Here is an 18,729-nt window from a genome sequence, read left to right on the forward strand (position 1 = left end):
GGAGCCGCCAGATGACGTTCACCAAGCCACGCACACTCGCCACCGGCCTGCGCCGCGCGATCCTCGCCGCCGGCGCCCTGTCCGCCACCGGCGTGGCGTTCGCGCAGGACGCGCCGCAGCCCGCGCCGCAGGACAAGGACGCGAAGACGCTGGACACGGTCACGGTCACCGCGCAGAGCCGCGAACAGGAACTGCAGGACGTGCCGATCGCGTTGCAGGTGGTGAATTCCGAGCTGCTCAACGACGTGGCGGCGGAGGACCTGGGGGACATCGACGCGTTCGTGCCCGGGCTCGAGGTCGACGCGGTGCAGCCCACCCAGCCGGGCTTCAAGCTGCGCGGCATCGCCACCGACGACTTCGGCATCGGCACCGATCCCGCGGTCGGGGTGTTCGTCGACGGCGTGTACGGCGGCCGCGGCGGTGGCGTGCTGCTGCCGTTCGTCGACGTGGAGCGCATCGAAGTGCTGAAGGGGCCGCAGGGCACCCTGTTCGGGCGCAATACCGCGGCCGGCGCGATCTCGCTGATCACCCGTCGCCCGCAGCCCGAATTCGAGGCGCGCGCATCCGTGCGCGTCGGCAACTACGGCAAGCGCTACATCGACGGCATGCTCAACATCCCGACCGGCGCGCGCTCCGCGTTGCGCATCAATGCGCTGAGCAACAAGAGCGACGGCTGGATCCAGGACGGCGCCACCGGCAAGGACCTCAATGGCGACAACGTGTGGGCCACGCGCGCGGCCTGGCAACTGCACGCCGGCGACGACACCACCATCCTGCTGAGCTGGGACCACGAGGACCTGGACCAGAACGGCCGCGTCAGCACCGGCATCGTGCCGCTGCCGGCATATCCGCAACGGCCGACCGCGCCGGCCGACCCGGACACCTACCTCGACCCGCGCAAGCTCGACACCTTCAGCGACACCGACGTCAGCGACGAGGCGCGCCTGTTCGACGGCGTCAACCTGATCATCGACCACGACACCGGCTGGGGCACGCTGACCTCCACCACCTCGTGGCGGCAGTACGACTCCAACAACTGGACCGAGGAGGACGGCACCAATCGCGCCGACCTCTACATCGATTCGCAGAACACCGAGAGCAACGAGACCTGGTACCAGGAACTGAAGCTGCGCGGCTTCAACGACAAGTTCGACTGGGTGGTCGGCGCGAGTTATTTCAAGGAAGACGCGTACCAGACCAGCGAGGTCAACACGAATACCACCGCGGTCGACAACATCGTGCGCAACCTCGGCATCGCGCCGACCCCGGACGGCAGCCTGTTCGGCTATTTCAGCGCGGTGGCGCAGCAATTCCACATCCCGGTGTCGTTGCTCGGCCACCACTGGAACGAACGCTTCATCAACACCCTCGGCACCACCGCCTACGCCGTCTTCGGCGACGTGATCTGGCACGCCACCGACAAGACCAACCTGACCTTCGGCCTGCGCTACACCCGCGACGAGAAGAAGTTCAGCTGGCTCAACAACCCGCGCAGCGCGCCGGAGCTGGACGCGGCCTTGAACACCCTGGAGCAGGTCGGGTTCTTCGCCGCGCTGGCGCAGATGAACATCCCGATCACCAAGCAGAGCTTCATCTTCGACATGGCCTTCATCGATCCGCCGGCGATCGCCAACAAGGGCATCACCAACCGCGCCAAGAAGAGCTGGAGCGACTGGAGCCCGCGCCTGGTGCTGGACTACCACTTCAACGACACCGGCATGGTGTTCGCCTCGCTGGCGCATGGCTACAAGGCGGGCGGCTACAACGCGCTGCAGATCGGCCCGACCTTCGACAACGAGGACGTGTGGAACCTCGAGGCCGGCGTCAAGCAGTCGTTCGGCGACTTCGCCTACAACGCCTCGCTCTACCGCTACAACTACGACAACCGGCAGGCGGTGCGCCTGATCGATCCCGACCCGAACAACCCGACCGACATCCCGCGCTTCGTGGTCGACACCGGCGACCTCGAGGCCTGGGGCCTGGAAGCCGATGCGCAGTGGCAGGTCAGCGAGGCGTTCTCGCTCAACGGCGCGCTGGCGTGGATCGATTCCACCTACAAGAACTACATCACTCCCGATGGTGTCGATCTGGACGGGCAGCCGACCGGCGAACCCCACTTCAGCGCGTCGTTGGGCGCGGCCTATGTCGCCGACCTCGGCGACAGCGGGCGGCTGCGCTTCTCCGCGCGCCACGCCTATCGCGGGGCGACCCGTTGCAACGACGCCTCCGGTTCGCAGGGCGATTGCGGCCAGTACCCGCTGTTCCGCATCGGCGAATCGCGGCAGCGCACCGACCTGCGGGTGTCGTGGAGTTCGCCGCAGGACCGCTGGACGGTCGCGGCCTACGGCAACAACGTGTTCGACAACCGCTACGTCACCGGCCTGAATACCTACGGCGCCGCGGTGCTGGGCGTGGTCGGCGCCGGCGTGACCCCGCCGCGTACCTATGGACTGGAAGTGACGCTGAAGTACTGAGCCTTGCGCGGAACATGCGGGCGCATCGGCACCGCCGGTGCGCCCGTCTTCTTTCCGGGTTTTGCTTTCGCGCCGATGCGGTCATGCTTGGCGCATGCCGAAGCGATCCGGCGGCGTCGCCGTCGACCTCAACCAGCAACCGCTTGCCAGCCTGCGCGGGGTCGGTCCGTCGATGGCGGAGAAACTCGCCGCGCGCGGCCTGCTGACCCTGCAGGACCTGTGGCTGCACCTGCCGCGGCAGTACGAGGACCGCACCGCGCTGACCGCGATCCGCGCGCTGCAGCCCGGCGTCGCCGCCCAGGTCGAGGGCAAGGTCGAGGCGGTCGAACGCGGCTTCCGTTACCGGCCGATGCTGCGGGTCGCGATTTCAGACGAAGCGCGCGGCACCCTCGTGCTGCGCTTCTTCCATTTCCGCGCGCAACAGGTGGCGCAGTTCGCACCGGGCGCGCGCGTGCGCGCCTACGGCACGCCGCGTCCCGGCCAGCACGGGTTGGAGATGGTGCATCCGAGCTATCGCATCCTCGGCGAAGGCGAGCATGCGCTGGGCGATGCGCTGGATCCGGTGTATCCGGAGATCGAGGGCATCGGCCCGGCCAACCTGCGCAAGTTGATCGGCTTGGCGCTGGAACGATTGCCGGATGCGGAAGCGCTGGAATTGCTGCCGGCCGATGCGCGCGCTGCCTTGCGCTTGCCATCCTTGCGCGAGGCGTTGCTGACCCTGCACCGCCCGCCGCGCGACGCCGATGTCGTCGCCCTGCAAACGGGCGTCCATCCCGCGCAGCGCCGGCTCGCGCTGGAAGAGCTGCTGGCGCACCAGTTGAGCCTGCGTCGCCAGCGCATCGCCCTCCAGCAACAGGGCGCGCGCGCCTTGCGCGGCAAGGGCAGGCTGGTCGAGCGCCTGCGCAAGTCGCTGCCGTTCGCGCTGACAGGCGCGCAGGAGCGGGTATATGCGCAGGTGCGCGAAGACCTGTCGCAGCCCAAGCCGATGCTGCGGCTGGTGCAGGGCGACGTCGGCAGCGGCAAGACCGTGGTCGCGGCGATGGCTGCATTGCTGGCGGTCGAGGCCGACAAGCAGGCGGCGCTGATGGCGCCGACCGAACTGCTGGCGGAGCAACATCTCAATAACTTGAAGGCCTGGCTGGAGCCGCTCGACGTGCGCGTGTGCTGGCTGGCCGGCAAGGTCACCGGCAGGGCGCGGGCGAAGGCGCTGGACGAAGTGGCTTCGGGCGAAGCGCAGGTCGTCGTCGGTACCCATGCCTTGATGCAGGAAGGTGTGGCCTTCCACGACCTCGCGCTGGCCATCATCGATGAACAACACCGCTTCGGCGTGCACCAGCGCCTGGCCTTGCGCGACAAGGGCCAGCACGACGCGGTGCCGCACCAGTTGGTGATGACCGCCACGCCGATCCCGCGCACGCTGGCGATGAGCGCGTATGCCGACCTCGACGTCTCGGCCATCGACGAATTGCCGCCCGGCCGCACGCCGGTCACCACGATCGCGCTTGCCGCCGAACGCCGCCCCGAACTGATCGAGCGCATCAGCAAGGCCTGCGCCGAAGGCCGGCAGGCGTATTGGGTGTGCACGCTCATCGACGACTCCGACGAAGTCGTCGCGCAGGCCGCGCAATCGACTTTCGAAGCGCTGACGCTGGCACTGCCGGAGGTGCGGATCGGGCTGGTGCACGGTCGGCAGAAGGCCGCGGAGAAGCAGGCGACGATGCGCGCGTTCAAGCAGGGCGAACTCGGCCTGCTGGTGGCGACCACGGTGATCGAGGTCGGGGTGGACGTGCCGAATGCCTCGCTGATGGTGATCGAGAACGCGGAGCGGCTAGGCCTCGCGCAGTTGCATCAATTGCGCGGGCGGGTGGGGCGCGGCAGCGCGGCTTCGAGCTGCGTCTTGCTGTACCAGTCGCCGCTGTCGGCGATGGCGCGCGAGCGGCTGGACACGCTCCGCCGGACCAACGATGGTTTCGAGATCGCGGAAAAGGACCTGCAGCTGCGCGGCCCGGGCGAACTGCTGGGCACGCGCCAGACCGGGCTGGCCGCGTTCCGTTTGGCCGACCTGGCGCGCGATGCCGATCTGCTGCCGCGCGTGCATGCCTTGGCGGACCGGCTGCTGCAGGAATCGCCCGGTGTCGCCGATGCCATCGTCCGTCGCTGGGTTGGCGGCGCCGCGCGCTATGCATCGGCGTGACAGGCCATAATCGGGCGATGAGCAATGAACGCATTCCCCTGCTGATCGATACCGACCCCGGCGTGGACGACGCGCTGGCCCTGCTGATGGCCTTCAACGACGCCCGCCACGAGGTGGTCGGCCTGACCATCGCCGCCGGCAACGTGGGCCTTGAGCACACCGTCGCCAACGCGCTGAAGTTGTGCGAAGTCTGCAAGGTCGACGTGCCGGTGTTCGCCGGCACCGCCGAGCCGCTGCTGCACCCGGCCGAGGACGCCGCCTTCGTGCACGGCCGCGACGGTTTCGGCGATACCGGCTACGCGCCGGCCACGCGCACCGCCGAGGCGGAACATGCCGCGCTCGCCATCCTCCGCCTGTCGCATGAACACGCCGGCAAGTTGCTGCTGGTCGCGTTGGGCCCGCTGACCAATGTCGCGCTGGCGCTGAAGCTGGACCCGACCCTGCCGCAGCGGGTCGCCCGCTGTCTGGTGATGGGCGGGGCGGTCAGCGCCCACGGCAACATCACCGCCGCCGCCGAATTCAACATCGCCTTCGACCCGGAGGCCGCGCATATCGTGTTCAGCGCGTTCCCGAAGATCGACGTGGCGGACTGGGAGGCGGTGATCGCCCACGGCTTCCTGCACACCGACGCCGAGCGCTGGCTGGCGGCGGAGTCGCCGCGGGCCGGGTTCTATGCCGGGATCTCGGCGCATACCCGGGCCTGGTCGCGGGCTGGCCGCGGCGAGCGCTGGCATGCCGCCGACGCGCTGGCGATGGCCTTTGCGCTGGAACCGGAGGGCGCGCTGGAGGTGCTGGAGCGCCCGCTGGCGGTGGAGCTGGACGGCCGCCACAGCCGCGGCGCCACCATCGTCGACTGGAACCGCCGCCATGGCCGGCCGGACAACGCCGCGATCCTGATGCGCTACGACCAGGCCCGGTTCGAGGGGCTGCTGGAGCGGGCGCTGGCGGCGGGCTGACCCGGCTTGCAAGGGGCGGGATCAGGTCGCTATAATGCGCGGCTCAGTCCCGCTCCAGACCAGGTTCAAGCCATGAAAGCCGGCATCCATCCCGAATACCGCGACGTCGTCTTCCAGGACGTGACCTCGGACTTCAAGATCCTGACCCGTTCGACCCTCTCCTCCAAGGAGACGGTGAAGTGGGAAGACGGCAACGAATACCCGCTGGTCAAGATCGAAGTGTCGTCGTCCTCGCACCCGTTCTACACCGGTCAGAACAAGTTGATCGACACCAGCGGTCGCGTCGACAAGTTCCGCAAGCGCTACGCCAAGTAAGCGCCCGCAACCGCGTTCCCGGACGGCCACCCTTGCGGTGGCCGTTTCGTTTTCCGGGCATCGCGGGCCAGCGCTTCGGCCGGCGCGCGTCCGCCGATGCCGAGTCCGGGCTCGGTTTCGCCTGTGCGATAATTTCCGCTTCCCATGCGCTGGCGCATGGCCTGCGGGCCGTGGCGCCGCGCGGTTCCCCACAGGAGCGCGTCGTGTCGCAATTCGATCAGATCAGCCTCACCGCCGGCGACAAGTCCGTCGCCATGCCCGTGCTGCAGCCCACCCTGGGCCAGCCCTGCATCGACATCGCCAAGCTGCCGAAGGAAACCGGCTGCTTCACCTACGACCCCGGCTTCGGCGCCACCGCGTCGTGCAAGTCGGCGATCACCTACATCGATGGCGATGCCGGCGTGCTGCTGTACCGCGGCTATCCGATCGAGCAGCTGGCCGAGAAGTCGAACTTCCTGGAAGTAGCCTACCTGCTGATGAACGGCGAGCTGCCGACCAGCGGCGAGTTCGCCAGGTTCGAGCACGAGGTCACGCACCACTCGATGATGCACGAGGCGTTCCGCACCTTCCTGTACGGCTTCCGCCACGACGCGCACCCGATGGCGATGATGACCGGCATGCTCGGCTCGCTGTCGGCCTTCTACCACAACAGCCTCAACATCGAGGATCCGGAGCAGCGCCGGCTGGCCGCGATCCGCCTGATCGCGAAGATGCCGACGATCGCCGCCGCCTGCCACCGCTATTCGATCGGCTGGCCGATCCGCTACCCGCGCAACAACCTCGAGTACACCACGCGCTTCCTGCACATGATGAACGAGGTGCCGAGCGAGCCGCTGGAACTCAATCCGGTCGCCGCCAAGGCGATGGACCTGCTGTTCATCCTGCACGCCGACCACGAGCAGAACGCCTCGACCTCGACCGTGCGCCTGGTCGGTTCCACCGGCGCCAACCCGTACGTCAGCGTCGCCGCCGGCGTGGCCGCGCTGTGGGGCCCGGCGCACGGCGGCGCCAACGAGGCGGTGCTGAAGATGCTGGCCGAGATCGGCCGCCCGGAGAACGTGCAGTCGGCGGTCGACAAGGCCAAGGACAAGGAATCCGGCTTCCGCCTGATGGGCTTCGGCCACCGCGTGTACAAGAACTTCGACCCGCGCGCGAAGATCATCCGCGCCATGACCCACAAGGTGCTGGGCGAGCTCGGGGTCAACGACCCGTTGCTGGAAGTGGCGCTGAAGCTGGAAGAGGCGGCGCTGAAGGACGATTACTTCGTGCAGCGCAAGCTCTATCCGAACGTCGACTTCTACAGCGGCATCATCTACAAGGCGCTGGGCATCCCGGTGGAGATGTTCACGGTGATGTTCGCGATCGCCCGCACCGCCGGCTGGGTCAGCCACTGGCTGGAACAGCAGAACGACCCGGAGAACCGCATCGGCCGGCCGCGCCAGATCTATACAGGCGCCGCCACCCGCGACTTCGTCGGGATCGGCGCGCGCTGATCCCGCGCGCACCGCTCGACCAGCGAAACGCCCCGCATCGCGGGGCGTTTTCGTTTGCGGCGGAAGATCCCGGTGCGCCGCCAACATGGCCGATCGGCAATGTTGCGGAAGGCTGGCCGCAAGGTGGCGGCTGCCAGGATGTGCTCCACGAAGGCGGGACCGATCCGGTCGCGCCCCGGAACTGGAGGAACATCCCATGCGCAAACTGATTGCACCGATCGCATTGAGCCTGGCGTTGGCGAGCCTGTCCGCGTTCGCCGCCGCCCCGCAGGCCGCGCCGCCGGCGCCGGCAAGCCAGGCGGCGAAGCGGCCGGCCATGCCCGCGACCGCCGGCAAGCCGGTCGCGACCGCGGCCGCCACCACCCGCTGCCGCGACGCCAAGGGCAAGTTCGAGCCCTGCGCCGCATCGGCGAAGAAACCGACCTGCCGCGACAGCAAGGGGCGCTTCGCCTCCTGCAAGAGCTGAGTCGTTGCACCCGCTGCATCCGTTCCCCGCTCGATCCATCCCCACCAGAAACGAGGCCCGCCCATGAAGACGTCCATCGCCCTGCTGTCCCTTGCCCTGCTGTCCGCCACCGGTCTCGCGTCCGCCCAGGACACCGCCGCCAAGCCCGCCGCCGCGACCAAGGCGCCGGCCAAGGCCAAGCACCATGCCTGGCACCACGCCGCGGCCAAGCCCGCCGCCAAGGCGGCGAAGTCGGACGCCGCCGCGCCCGCCAAGAGCAGCTGATCGCGCAAACCGCTGGTTCGCTCCCCGTCGTGCCCGTCCCGTTGCCTGTCTGGCGGGGCGGGTGCGTTTTTTGCCGTGCGCACCGGCATCGATTGCGCGAGACTCCGCGCATGGTTGAACACGGGAAAGCCGCATGCGCGTGCTGATCGTCGAGGATGACCAGCAAACCGCCGCCTACCTGCGCAAGGCATTGCAGGAAGACGGCCATGCCGTCGACCACGCGAGCAACGGCCGCGACGGCCTGTTCCTAGCCAGCACCGAGTCCTACGACGCGGTGGTGCTGGATCGCATGCTGCCCGGATTGGACGGGCTGGCCGTGTTGCGCACCCTGCGCGGCGCCGGCAACACCACCCCGGTGCTGCTGCTGACCGCGCTGGCCGATGTCGACCATCGGGTGGAAGGCCTGCGCGCGGGCAGCGACGACTACCTGGCCAAACCCTTCGCCTATGCCGAGCTGAGCGCGCGCCTGGACGGGATCGTTCGCCGCGGCGCGGTGCCCGGGACGGCGCCCGGACGGCTGGAGGTCGCCGACCTGACACTGGACCTGGAGCGCCGCGACGCGCTCCGCGGCGGGCGCCGGATCGCCCTGCAGCCGCGCGAATTCCGCCTGCTCGAATACCTGATGCGGCACAAGGGCCGCGCGGTGACCCGGACCATGCTGCTGGAGGCGGTGTGGGACTACCACTTCGACCCGCAGACCAACGTCATCGACGTGCACGTCAGCCGGTTGCGGCAGAAGATCGACCAGGGCTTCGACCGGCCCTTGCTGCATACCGTGCGCGGCGTCGGCTACCGGCTCGGGGACTAGCGATGCTGCAGCGCCTGCATTCGACCAGCGCGCGGCTGGTGCTGGCGGTCGCGCTGGCCTTCCTCGCCGCGTTCCTGTTGCTCGGCGCGGGCGTGTACAGCCGCGTGCTGGCCAGCCTCGACCGCGATACCCGCGAGTTCGTGCGTTCCGATGCCGCCGACCTGCTGGCCCTGCGGCGCGATGCGGGCGCTCGCGCGTTGCTCGACGAGGTCGATGCGCGCAGCCGCGATCCGGACCAGGACGACTTGCTGTACGCGGTGTTCGATCGCGACGGGCGGCGCATGGCGGGCAAGCCCGTGCCGCACCTGCCGCGGCGCAACGGCTGGACCTCGTTTCGCGATGCCAGCGTCGCCGATCGGCCGCGGGTCATCGCCCGGGTGGTCGCGCTCGACGACGGCGGGCGCCTGCTCGCAGGCATGCGCACCCGCGCCGAGGATGGCTTCCTCGCCGCGATGCAGCGCGCGGCGCTGCTGGCGCTGGTGTTGGCCGCCGCCTGCGGCTTGCTGGTGGGTTGGCTGACCTCGCGCTGGGTCGGGGCGAAACTGGCGCGGCTGGACGATACCGCGCGTCGGATCGCCGGCGGCGAGCTGGGATTGCGGGTTCCCGCCGACGGCAGCGGCGATCCGTTCGACCGCGTCGGCGCGCGCCTCAACGCGATGCTGGATCGGATCGATGCGCTGGTCGACGGCGTCCGCCATGCCACCGACCACATCGCGCACGACCTGCGCACGCCGCTGGCGCGCATGCGCAACCGGCTTGAAGAGCTGCGCGATGCGGCCGATGTCGACACCGCGGGCCGCGATGCGCTGGACGCCGCGTTGCTGGAGTCGGACCGCTTGCTGCAGACCTTCGCCGCATTGCTGCGCTTGTCGCGGATCGAGGTGCAGGCAAGCACCGAAGCCATGCCGGAACTCGACCTGGGGCGCATCGCCGCGGATGCGGTGGAGCTGTACGCGCCCTCGGCCGGTGCCGAGGGGATGCGCCTGCTCGACCGCAGCACGCCAGCGCCGATGCGCGGCGATGCCGACCAGCTGTTCCAGGCGGTGGTGAACCTGCTCGACAACGCGTTGCGGCATGCGCAGGCGGGCGGCGATGTCGTGGTGTCCACCATGGCCGATGCCGACGGAGTCGTGCTCGAGGTGGCCGACCGCGGTCCCGGCATCGCGGAGGCCGACCGCAGCCGGGTATTCGACCGCTTCGAACGCCTGCAACCGGATCGAGGCACGCCGGGCAGCGGCCTCGGGCTGAGCCTGGTGCGCGCGATCGTGATCCGCCACGGCGGGCGGATCGAGCTGCAGGACAACCGGCCCGGGCTGCGCGTGCTCCTGCGCTTCCCGCTGGCGGGCGGCGATCAGCCGCCTGTTTCTTCGTAGCCGGCCTGCTCGTAGCGGGAGATCTCCTCCGCCGCCAGCAGTTCGCGCAATTGCGAGGCCGACGCGCGCCGCATCGGCTTCTCGTCGATGCCGGACAGCGGCGCCTGCCGCAGCACGTCGGCCGGCAGCACGGTGACGTCGAAACTCAGGTCCTCGGCGGAGAACAGCCAGACCGGGAAGTCGCCTTCGCGCTCGCGGTCCAGGCGCAGGTGGCGGCTGCGCGCGAGCGCAGGCACGCCGTGTTCCTCGAAATGGCGCGGCACCGCATCGGCATCGTCGCTGTGCAGGTGCAGGGCGACCGCGCTGTTGGCGTCGGCGGTGCCGTCCAGCACCGGGCCGACCAGACGCGGCTCGAACTCGCGGAAGAACTCCAGCGCGCGCTGCGCGGCTTCGCGGCGGCGGCGCACTTCCGCGGCCTGGTCGCTGCCGAGGAACAGGCGCTGGTATTCGCGCAGCGCGTCCTCGATCTCGCGGTTGCGCGGCAGCGAGGCGTCGTCGTGGATGCCGAGCCGCTGCGCGGCCTTGAGCTTGGCCTGGTGGTAGTCGCGGATGCCGCCTTCGGCCATCAGCCGTGCGGCCTCGAAGGCGAGGTGCTGGCGGCGTTCGCGGGTGCGGGTCTGCGCATGCGTGTGCGCGTGGAGCTTGGCGTGCTGGCGGCTGTTCGGCATCGCGGATCCCCGGTACGGCCTGCAGGGACTGTACCGGACTGCGACGACCCGCGCATCAACGCGGCGTCGCGTTGATGCAACGGAGTCAGAAGATGTCGAACGCTTCCTCGTCGGGCTGCGCATCCTGTTCGGGCAGGCTGTCGAGTTCGCTCTGCATGCGTTCCTCGTCCTCCGCCTTCAGCCATTCGACCACGCCGTTGGCCTTGACCTGGACCATGCCCGCCGGCGGGTCGAGATCGCGTTCGGGCTGGTCCTTCAGCGCCACCTTCATGTAGTTGATCCAGATCGGCAGCGCCGCCTTGCCGCCGTATTCGCGGTAGCCCAGCGACTTGAAGTCGTCGCGCCCGACCCAGACGGTGGTGACGTACTGGCCGCCGAAGCCGGAGAACCAGGCGTCGCGGTGGTCGTTGGTGGAGCCGGTCTTGCCGCCCACGTCCTCGCGGCCGAGCACGCGGGCATCGGTGGCGGTGCCGCGCTTGACCACGTCGCGCATCATCGACTGCAGCTGCCAGGCCACGCGCGGATCCAGCGCGCGCGGGGCGACGACCATGGTCGGGTCGACGGGCTTGGCGGGTTTCGGCTTGGACACGGCGGCCTGCGCCGGCTTGGTGGCCGAATCCGCGGGCTCGCTGCCGGTCGGGCTGAGATCGAAGCCATCGACCTTGGTCTGTGCGACCGTGGCGGTCGCCGCCTGGCCCGGGGCCTGCACGACGGCGCACCAGCTGCAGGCGGTCGGCGGCTTCTCCTTGAACAACTCCTTGCCGCTGCGGTCGCGCACGCTGTCGATGAACCAGGGGGTGGTCAGGAAGCCGCCATTGGCGAATGCCGTGTAGCCGCGCGCCACCGACAAGGGGGTCAGCGAGGCGGTGCCGAGCGACATCGACAGGTTCGGCGGGAGCTTGGCTTCGTCGAAGCCGAAATGGCTGATGTAGCGGCGCGCATAGTCGACGCCGATGGCATCGAGCAGGCGCACCGAAACCAGGTTGCGCGATTGCACCAGCGCTTCGCGCACGCGCATCGGGCCGGCGAAGTTGCCGCTGTCGTTCTGCGGCCGCCACATGTGGCCGGCGCGATCCTTGAACACCACCGGCGCGTCCAGCACGATCGAGGCCGGGTTGAACCCGCGTTCGAACGCCGCCGCATACACGAACGGCTTGAAGCTGGAGCCGGGCTGGCGGCGTGCCTGGGTGGCGCGGTTGAACTTGTTGCCGGCATAGCTGTAGCCGCCCACCAGGGCGCGCAGCGCGCCGTTGTCCGCATCCAGCGAGACCAGCGCGGTTTGCGCGCGCGGCACCTGGTCGATGACCCAGGCGGGCGCGGCCTCCGGCTGCTCGGCGTTGCTGCGGCGCACGCGCACCACGTCGCCGCGCGCGGCCAGCGCCGGGCCGCTCTTGCCGGTCCAACTGGTAGCGCTGCCGCCGAGCGTCAGCTCGCTGGCATCGGCCAGCACCACCTGCAGGCCGCTGCCGTTGCTGCCGGTCACCACCGCAGGCAGCAGGCCGCCCTGCGCGGGGATGCCGCGCAACAGGCGGGCAATGGCCCTGGCGTCGGCGCCGGCCGGGATCTGCACCTGCTGCTCCGGCTTGCGCCAGCCGTGGCGATGGTCGTACACCCGCATGCCATCGATCACCGCCTTGTCCGCCGCGGCCTGCAGCACCGGATCGATGGTCGTGGTGACGTGGTAGCCCTTGGTCAGCACCTGCTCGCCATAACGGGCGATCATTTCCTGGCGCACCATTTCCGCGACGTAAGGCGCATTCACTTCGATGTGGCGCTCGTGCGGGGTCGCGTGCATCGGCGCGGCCTTGGCGGCCTCGGCCTCGGCGGCGCTGACGTAACCGAGCTGGGCCATGCGCGGCAGGATGTAGTGGTCGCGGCGCTCGCGGTTGCGGTCCGGGTTGTCCAGCGGGTTGCCGGTGGACGGGAACTTGGGCGTGCCGGCCAGGGTGGCGGCTTCGTCCAGGGTCAGCTGGTCGAGCTTCTTGCCGTAGTAGAACTCGGCCGCCGCGGCCACGCCGTAGGCGCGGTTGCCGAAGAAACTCTTGTTGAGGTACAGGCCGAGGATCTCGTCCTTGCCCAGCTCGCGTTCCATTTTCATCGCCAGCAGCATTTCGCGCAGCTTGCGGGTGTAGCTGTATTCGGAGTCGAGGAAGTACTGGCGCGCCACCTGCTGGGTGATGGTGGAGCCGCCGGGCACGCGCTTGTCGTTGGTGGTGGCGAGCAGCCAGATCGCCCGGGCCACGCCTTTGTAGTCGACGCCGTGGTGCTGGTAGAAGCGGGCGTCCTCGGCCGCGAGGAAGGCTTGTTTGACCCGGGCCGGCACATCCTTGATGTCCACCGGGTAGCGGCGCATCTCGCCGAACAGCCCCATCAGCCGGCCATCGCGGGCGTAGACGTACATCGGTTCCTGCAGCTCGGTGGTGCGCAGGGTCTGCACGTCCGGCAGGCGCGAGGACAGCGACATCACCAGGATCGCGACGGCGATCGCGCCGAGCACTGCAAGCGTGACGCCGCCCAGCAGAACGAGGCGCAGGGTGCGGGGGAGGCGGGGCATCGACACAGATTCCGATTGCGGGTTTCGTGGTCGCGGAGTATAGAGTAGGCGTCCGTGATGACTTGGCTGCAGGGGGGCGGCCGGTTTTCCCCGGAATGTCCGTAGGGATGATCAGGTCGTGGGACGGGGGTTTTGGGCGGTGGCAACAGGGCGACCGGTTGCCTTTGCGTGAAAAGTCCGTTATTCATGTACTGGAGCACCAAGTGCGCGTAAGCGCCCGTGGGAAGGGGAGATACCAGTGGGACTGGGGACGAAAACGCAATCGCCGTTGATCGGCGTCGATATCAGTTCGACCGCGGTCAAGCTCCTGCAGCTTTCGCGTGCGGGCGACCGTTACCGCGTCGAGCACTACGCGGTCGAACCATTGCCGCCAAGCGCGGTGGTCGAGAAGAACCTGGTCGAAGTCGAGGCCGTCGGCGAGGCGATCCGCCGCGCGGTCGCGCGCTCCGGGGCGCGCACCAAGTTCGCCGCTGCCGCGGTGCCCGGTTCCTCGGCGATCACCAAGCTGATCCCGATGCCGGCCGACCTCGACGAGGACGACATGGAGTCGCAGATCGAGCTGGAGGCGGTGAACTACGTGCCGTATCCGGTCGAGGAAGTGAACCTCGATTTCGAGGTGCTCGGGCCGATGCCCGGCAACAGCGAAATGGTGCAGGTGCTGCTGGCGGCATCCCGTTCCGAGAACGTGGAAGTCCGCGCATCGGCGCTGGAACTGGGCGGCTTGACCGCGAAGGTGATCGATGTCGAGGCGTTCGCCATCGAGAACGCCTACGCGCTGATGGCCGGCAGCCTTAACGTGCAGCGCGACGGGCTGGTCGCCCTGGTCGACGTCGGCGCGACGATGACCACGCTCAACGTGCTCCGCGGCGGCCGCAGCGTCTATACCCGCGAGCAGGTGTTCGGCGGCAAGCAGCTGACCGACGAGGTCATGCGCCGCTACAGCCTGAGCTACGAGGAAGCCGGCCTGGCCAAGCGCCAGGGCGGGTTGCCGGAAAGCTACGAGATCGAAGTGCTGGATCCGTTCAAGGAAGCGATGGTGCAGCAGGTCAGCCGCCTCCTGCAGTTCTTCTATGCGGGCAGCGAGTTCAACCGCGTCGACCAGGTCGTGCTCGCCGGCGGTTGCGCCTCGATCCCCGGCATCGCCGGCATGGTCGAGGAGCAGCTGGGCGTTCCCACCGCGGTCGCCAATCCGCTTGCGAACATGACCCTGGGTCCGCGCGTGCAGGCGCATGCCCTCGCGCAGGATGCCCCGGCCCTGATGATCGCCTGCGGGCTCGCATTGAGGAGCTTCGACTGATGGCCAGGATCAATCTCCTCCCGTGGCGCGTCGAGCGCCGCAAGCTGCGCCAGAAGGATTTCATGGGGATGCTGGCGCTGGCCGTCGCGGCGGGCGTGCTGGCGTCCTTCCTGGTGGTGGGTTGGTACAACGGCCGCATCAGCAACCAGAATTCACGCAACGAATACCTGCAGGGCGAGATCACCAAGGTCGATACCCAGATCAAGGAGATCGAGGAGCTCGACAAGAAGAAGAGCAAGCTGCTGGCCCGCAAGGAAGTCATCGAGCAGTTGCAGGCCAACCGTTCGCAGATGGTGCACCTGTTCGATTCTCTGGTGCGCACCATTCCGGATGGGGTCAGCCTCAGCGCGATCAAGCAGGAAGGGGATATCCTGACCCTGACGGGCCGTTCGCAGTCGAATGCGCGGGTATCGACCTACATGCGCAACCTCGAGGGTTCGGGCTGGATGACCAACCCCGACCTCAACATCATCGAGGCGAAGGAAGGCAACGCGGGCCTGCCCTATGAATTCAACCTCAAGGTGAAGCTGGCCAACCCGAACGCACCCAAGGATGGCGAGGAAGGCACTGCGCCTGCCGCAGCGCCAGCAGCGCCAGCAGCAGGAGGGTCCGCATCGTGAGCAAGAAGCAGCTGAGTCTTCGTGAACTCGATTTCAACAACATCGGGCAATGGCCGCAGAACGCCAAGATCGGCTTCTGCGCGATCATCGCGCTGCTGATCCTGCTCCTTGCGTGGTTGCTGTTCGTGCGCGACAAGGGGACCGAACTCGAAGGCCTGCAGGCCAAGGAAACCGAGCTGCGCACGGAATTCGAGACCAAGCAGGGGCGCGCCGCCAACCTCGAGCCGCTCAAGCAGCAGCTCGCGCAGATGGAGCAGCAGTTGCAGCAGATGCTGCGGCAGCTGCCGAGCAAGACCGAGATGCCCGACCTGATCGTCGATATCTCGCAGACCGCACTGGCGACCGGCATCCAGAACGAGTTGTTCCAGCCCGGCCCGGAAGCGCCCAAGGAGTTCTACGCGGAAAAGCCGATCGCCTTGCGGATGGTGGGGACCTACCACCAGTTCGGCGCGTTCGTGAGTGGCGTCGCCTCGTTGCCGCGCGTGGTGATCATGACCATGCATGACATCTCGTTGCAGCCGAAGAACGCGAAGACCGACCCGAATGCGAAGATCGGCCCGAACAGCGCGCTGGAGCTCGCCGGCACGGTGAAGACCTACCGCTATCTGGACGAGGACGAGACCGCGGCGCAGGCCGCCGCGGCGACTCCGGCAGCACCGGCCGCCGCCGGCGCCCCGCCTGCAACGCCTGCCAAGGGAGGGGCCTGACATGCCCGCGAATGGCATCCGCAATTTCCGCTTGACCGGCGTCGTCATGCTGGCGGTTGCACTCGCCGCATGCGGTGGTGGCCGGGGTGATCTCGAAAAATGGGTCGCCGAAGTCAAGGCCAGGCCGGCGCCGCCGCTTGATCCGCTGCCGGTGATGCAGCAGTTCGAGACCTTCGAATACGCTTCGCAAAACCTGCGCGATCCCTTCAGCGAAGCCTTCAGTGGCGGCGCTGGCAGCGGCCCACGCCCGGATCCGGGCCGCCGCAAGCAGACGCTGGAACAGTTCCCGCTGGACAGCCTGGACATGGTCGGCACCATCGGCAGGGGCCCCGGCGTGATCGCGCTGTTGCTGGCACCGGACAAGGTGACCTACCGCGTGCGCCCAGGTGCCTACTTGGGGCAAAGCGATGGGCGGGTGACCGCCGTGTACGAAGACCGGATCGAACTGGTCGAACTGGTTCCCGATGGCGCAGGCGGCTGGCTGGAACGGCCGGCGACCATCGCGCTCGAAGACAATTGATTAGGGGATAGACCGATGACCGTCACCAACGTCAAGCAACAGCGGCCTGTCCGGCGCCCCTCATCCCTCGGCGCCTGCGCAGTCGGGCTGGCCGTGGGCTTGTATGCCGCGAGCGCAGCTGCGCTGCCCGTGGTCGCCGCCGCGACGATGGCGCAATCGGCCACCGGCGCGATGGCGGATCCCGCCAAGCGCGCGCCCAACGCAGTCAGCGTGTCGGCGATCGATTTCAAGCGCGGCGACGGCGGCTCCGGCAAGCTGATCCTGCGTTTCAATGGCGAAGGCGCCGCGCCCGACCTGCGCAACATGGGGTCCAGCGTGGTCGTCGACATCGGCAATGCGCAGCTTCCCGCGTCGCTGCAGCGTCCGATCAATGTTTCCGATTTCGCCACCCCGGTGCAGCGCATCGATGCCCGTGCCACCAGCAGCGGTGCGCAACTGGTGCTGGGCACCCAGGGCGCCTTCGAATCGATGGCCTACCAGAGCGGCAACGACTACATCGTCGAAATCGTGCCGCGCGCGACCCCGGTCGCCGCCAAGGCGCAGCCGGCGGCCCCGGCGATGGGCGCGGCCGCGATGGGCGCGACCAGCAGCAATTCCGCGGTTCGCTACAACGGCAAGCCGGTGACCTTCAACTTCCAGGACGTGCCGGTACGCACCGTCCTGCAGTTGATCGCCGAGGAGTCCAACCTCAACATCGTTGCCGCCGACACCGTCCAGGGCAATGTCACCCTGCGCCTGATCAACGTGCCCTGGGACCAGGCGCTGGACATCGTGTTGCAGGCCAAGTCGCTGGACAAGCGCCGCAGCGGCAACGTGGTGTGGGTGGCGCCGCAGGCGGAGATCGCCAAGTTCGAACAGGACAAGGAAGATGCTCGCATCAGCCTGGAAGAGCGTGCGGAAAAAGTCACCGAATACATCCCGATCAACTACGGCAATGCAGAAGACATCGCCAAGCTGCTGACCGAGGAGAGCAAAGGCAATGCCCAGGGCGGGGGTGGTGGCCAAGGCGGCGGTCAGAACAGTCAGGATCGCGGCTTCCTGTCCTCGCGGGGCAGCATCAGCTTCGACAAGCGCACCAACACGTTGCTGGTGATCGATATCCCGCAGCGCGTCGCCAATATCCGGAACCTTGTCCAACAGCTCGACAAGCCGGTGGATCAGGTGGTGATCGAGGCGCGGATCGTGATTGCCAGCGAGAACGTCGCGCGCGAGTTGGGCGCGAAGTTCGGCATCTCCGGATCGGCGCGCGACGGCAAGGCCTACTTCAGCGACACGATCGCGCACAATATCGCGACGCAAAACTCGTTCGTCAACGCGGCTAATCAGAACAGCACTACGCCTCCGCCCAGCCCGGCTGTGTTGCCTTCGATCAGTCGAGGCCTGATGTCGAACTTGCCGGCAGCATTGGAGAATCCAGCGGGCTCATTGGCGCTCTCCATTCTGAATGCAGGATATGCGCTGGATGTCGAGCTTTCGGCCATCCAGGAGCAAGGCCGTGGCGAAGTGATCTCCAACCCCCGCATCGTCACCAGCAACCAGAAGGAATCGGTGATCAAGCAAGGCAAGGAGATCGGCTACCTCACTATCACGGGCACAGGCGCAGCCCTGACTCCCACCGTCAACTTCAAGGAAGCCCTGCTTGAGTTGAAGGTCACTCCCACCATTACCAATGATGGCCGGGTATTCCTGAACTTGGGTGTCAAGAAGGATGAGCTGGATGGCTTCGTCAGCGCCGGCAGCTTCGGCGACGTGCCGCAGATCGCCAAGCGCGAGGTCAACACCGCGGTACTGGTCGACGACGGCCAGACCGTCGTGATCGGTGGCGTGTACGAATTCAGCGACCGCACCGACATCGCCAAGGTGCCGTTCCTCGGCGATATCCCCTTCCTCGGCAACCTGTTCCGCAACAAGAGCCGCAGCAAGGAAAAGGCCGAATTGCTGGTGTTCGTGACGCCGAAGGTCATGCGCGTCGCCCAGCGCAACTGATCGGCTTCACGCCGGATCATGCGACGCAACGGGA

Annotated in this window: 16 protein-coding genes; 14 read left to right on the top strand and 2 right to left on the bottom strand. The window is 68.0% G+C overall.

Going from position 1 to position 18,729, the window contains the following annotated elements; all coding sequences use genetic code 11:
* Positions 1-11 precede the first annotated feature (11 nt).
* From FHQ07_RS11045 to FHQ07_RS11085, 9 genes are all read left to right on the top strand, one after another.
* A complete protein-coding gene (locus FHQ07_RS11045) occupies positions 12-2,474 on the top strand; it encodes a TonB-dependent receptor (protein WP_139716854.1) in 2,463 nt (820 codons plus the stop codon).
* A 94-nt stretch (positions 2,475-2,568) separates the two neighbouring features.
* Complete coding sequence (gene recG, locus FHQ07_RS11050) at positions 2,569-4,668, top strand: ATP-dependent DNA helicase RecG (protein ID WP_139716855.1); 2,100 nt, start codon at positions 2,569-2,571, stop codon at positions 4,666-4,668.
* Between the two features lie 17 nt (positions 4,669-4,685).
* A complete protein-coding gene (locus FHQ07_RS11055) occupies positions 4,686-5,624 on the top strand; it encodes a nucleoside hydrolase (protein WP_139716856.1) in 939 nt (312 codons plus the stop codon).
* A gap of 72 nt (positions 5,625-5,696) precedes the next feature.
* Entirely contained in the window at positions 5,697-5,939 is a 243-nt protein-coding gene (locus FHQ07_RS11060; RefSeq protein WP_139716857.1) for a type B 50S ribosomal protein L31, read from the top strand.
* Positions 5,940-6,142: 203 nt separating this feature from the next.
* Positions 6,143-7,432, top strand: coding sequence for a citrate synthase (locus tag FHQ07_RS11065; protein ID WP_139716858.1), 1,290 nt, complete (start codon positions 6,143-6,145; stop codon positions 7,430-7,432).
* Between the two features lie 196 nt (positions 7,433-7,628).
* Entirely contained in the window at positions 7,629-7,898 is a 270-nt protein-coding gene (locus FHQ07_RS11070) for a hypothetical protein (protein WP_139716859.1), read from the top strand.
* A gap of 63 nt (positions 7,899-7,961) precedes the next feature.
* Entirely contained in the window at positions 7,962-8,162 is a 201-nt protein-coding gene (locus tag FHQ07_RS11075; protein WP_139716860.1) for a hypothetical protein, read from the top strand.
* Positions 8,163-8,295: 133 nt separating this feature from the next.
* Positions 8,296-8,970 carry a response regulator transcription factor gene (locus tag FHQ07_RS11080; RefSeq protein ID WP_139716861.1) on the top strand — a complete coding sequence of 225 codons (675 nt, stop codon included), beginning with the start codon at positions 8,296-8,298 and terminating at the stop codon, positions 8,968-8,970.
* A 2-nt stretch (positions 8,971-8,972) separates the two neighbouring features.
* On the top strand, positions 8,973-10,343 hold the full coding sequence (locus FHQ07_RS11085) for a sensor histidine kinase (protein ID WP_139716862.1): 1,371 nt from the start codon (positions 8,973-8,975) through the stop codon (positions 10,341-10,343).
* Here FHQ07_RS11085 and FHQ07_RS11090 read toward each other — a convergent pair.
* A complete protein-coding gene (locus FHQ07_RS11090) occupies positions 10,322-11,011 on the bottom strand; it encodes a hypothetical protein (RefSeq protein ID WP_139716863.1) in 690 nt (229 codons plus the stop codon). The two genes, FHQ07_RS11085 and FHQ07_RS11090, sit on opposite strands and share 22 nt — an antisense overlap.
* An 85-nt stretch (positions 11,012-11,096) precedes the next feature.
* Positions 11,097-13,565: a penicillin-binding protein 1A gene (locus FHQ07_RS11095; RefSeq protein WP_139716864.1), complete on the bottom strand. Its 2,469-nt coding sequence runs from the start codon at positions 13,563-13,565 to the stop codon at positions 11,097-11,099.
* Between the two features lie 238 nt (positions 13,566-13,803).
* Here FHQ07_RS11095 and FHQ07_RS11100 point away from each other — a divergent pair, with 238 nt between their 5' ends.
* Genes FHQ07_RS11100 through FHQ07_RS11120 form a run of 5 tightly spaced genes read left to right on the top strand, consistent with a single transcriptional unit; the run spans position 13,804 to position 18,695 of the window.
* Positions 13,804-14,862, top strand: a complete 1,059-nt coding sequence (locus FHQ07_RS11100) for a pilus assembly protein PilM (RefSeq protein ID WP_139716865.1) — start codon at positions 13,804-13,806, stop codon at positions 14,860-14,862.
* A complete protein-coding gene (locus FHQ07_RS11105; RefSeq protein WP_139716866.1) occupies positions 14,862-15,482 on the top strand; it encodes a PilN domain-containing protein in 621 nt (206 codons plus the stop codon). Before FHQ07_RS11100 ends, FHQ07_RS11105 begins: the two co-directional genes overlap by 1 nt.
* On the top strand, positions 15,479-16,189 hold the full coding sequence (locus tag FHQ07_RS11110; RefSeq protein WP_139716867.1) for a type IV pilus inner membrane component PilO: 711 nt from the start codon (positions 15,479-15,481) through the stop codon (positions 16,187-16,189). Before FHQ07_RS11105 ends, FHQ07_RS11110 begins: the two co-directional genes overlap by 4 nt.
* 46 nt (positions 16,190-16,235) lie before the next feature.
* A complete protein-coding gene (locus FHQ07_RS11115; RefSeq protein WP_425476968.1) occupies positions 16,236-16,709 on the top strand; it encodes a pilus assembly protein PilP in 474 nt (157 codons plus the stop codon).
* A gap of 15 nt (positions 16,710-16,724) precedes the next feature.
* Complete coding sequence (locus FHQ07_RS11120) at positions 16,725-18,695, top strand: type IV pilus secretin PilQ (RefSeq protein ID WP_139716869.1); 1,971 nt, start codon at positions 16,725-16,727, stop codon at positions 18,693-18,695.
* Positions 18,696-18,729 lie beyond the last annotated feature (34 nt).

This window comes from Thermomonas aquatica, from assembly GCF_006337105.1.
GTDB classification, from domain to species: Bacteria; Pseudomonadota; Gammaproteobacteria; order Xanthomonadales; family Xanthomonadaceae; genus Thermomonas; species Thermomonas aquatica.

Bases quoted from the DNA above. Each gene is read 5' to 3' on its own strand.
- FHQ07_RS11115 (WP_425476968.1), top strand. From the start codon at position 16,236: ATGCTGGCGGTTGCACTCGCCGCATGCGGTGGTGGCCGGGGTGATCTC.
- FHQ07_RS11075 (WP_139716860.1), top strand. From the start codon at position 7,962: ATGAAGACGTCCATCGCCCTGCTGTCCCTTGCCCTGCTGTCCGCCACC.
- FHQ07_RS11060 (WP_139716857.1), top strand. From the start codon at position 5,697: ATGAAAGCCGGCATCCATCCCGAATACCGCGACGTCGTCTTCCAGGAC.
- FHQ07_RS11070 (WP_139716859.1), top strand. From the start codon at position 7,629: ATGCGCAAACTGATTGCACCGATCGCATTGAGCCTGGCGTTGGCGAGC.
- FHQ07_RS11120 (WP_139716869.1), top strand. From the start codon at position 16,725: ATGACCGTCACCAACGTCAAGCAACAGCGGCCTGTCCGGCGCCCCTCA.
- recG (WP_139716855.1), top strand. From the start codon at position 2,569: ATGCCGAAGCGATCCGGCGGCGTCGCCGTCGACCTCAACCAGCAACCG.
- FHQ07_RS11090 (WP_139716863.1), bottom strand. From the start codon at position 11,011: ATGCCGAACAGCCGCCAGCACGCCAAGCTCCACGCGCACACGCATGCG.
- FHQ07_RS11095 (WP_139716864.1), bottom strand. From the start codon at position 13,565: ATGCCCCGCCTCCCCCGCACCCTGCGCCTCGTTCTGCTGGGCGGCGTC.
- FHQ07_RS11055 (WP_139716856.1), top strand. From the start codon at position 4,686: ATGAGCAATGAACGCATTCCCCTGCTGATCGATACCGACCCCGGCGTG.
- FHQ07_RS11085 (WP_139716862.1), top strand. From the start codon at position 8,973: ATGCTGCAGCGCCTGCATTCGACCAGCGCGCGGCTGGTGCTGGCGGTC.
- FHQ07_RS11045 (WP_139716854.1), top strand. From the start codon at position 12: ATGACGTTCACCAAGCCACGCACACTCGCCACCGGCCTGCGCCGCGCG.
- FHQ07_RS11105 (WP_139716866.1), top strand. From the start codon at position 14,862: ATGGCCAGGATCAATCTCCTCCCGTGGCGCGTCGAGCGCCGCAAGCTG.
- FHQ07_RS11080 (WP_139716861.1), top strand. From the start codon at position 8,296: ATGCGCGTGCTGATCGTCGAGGATGACCAGCAAACCGCCGCCTACCTG.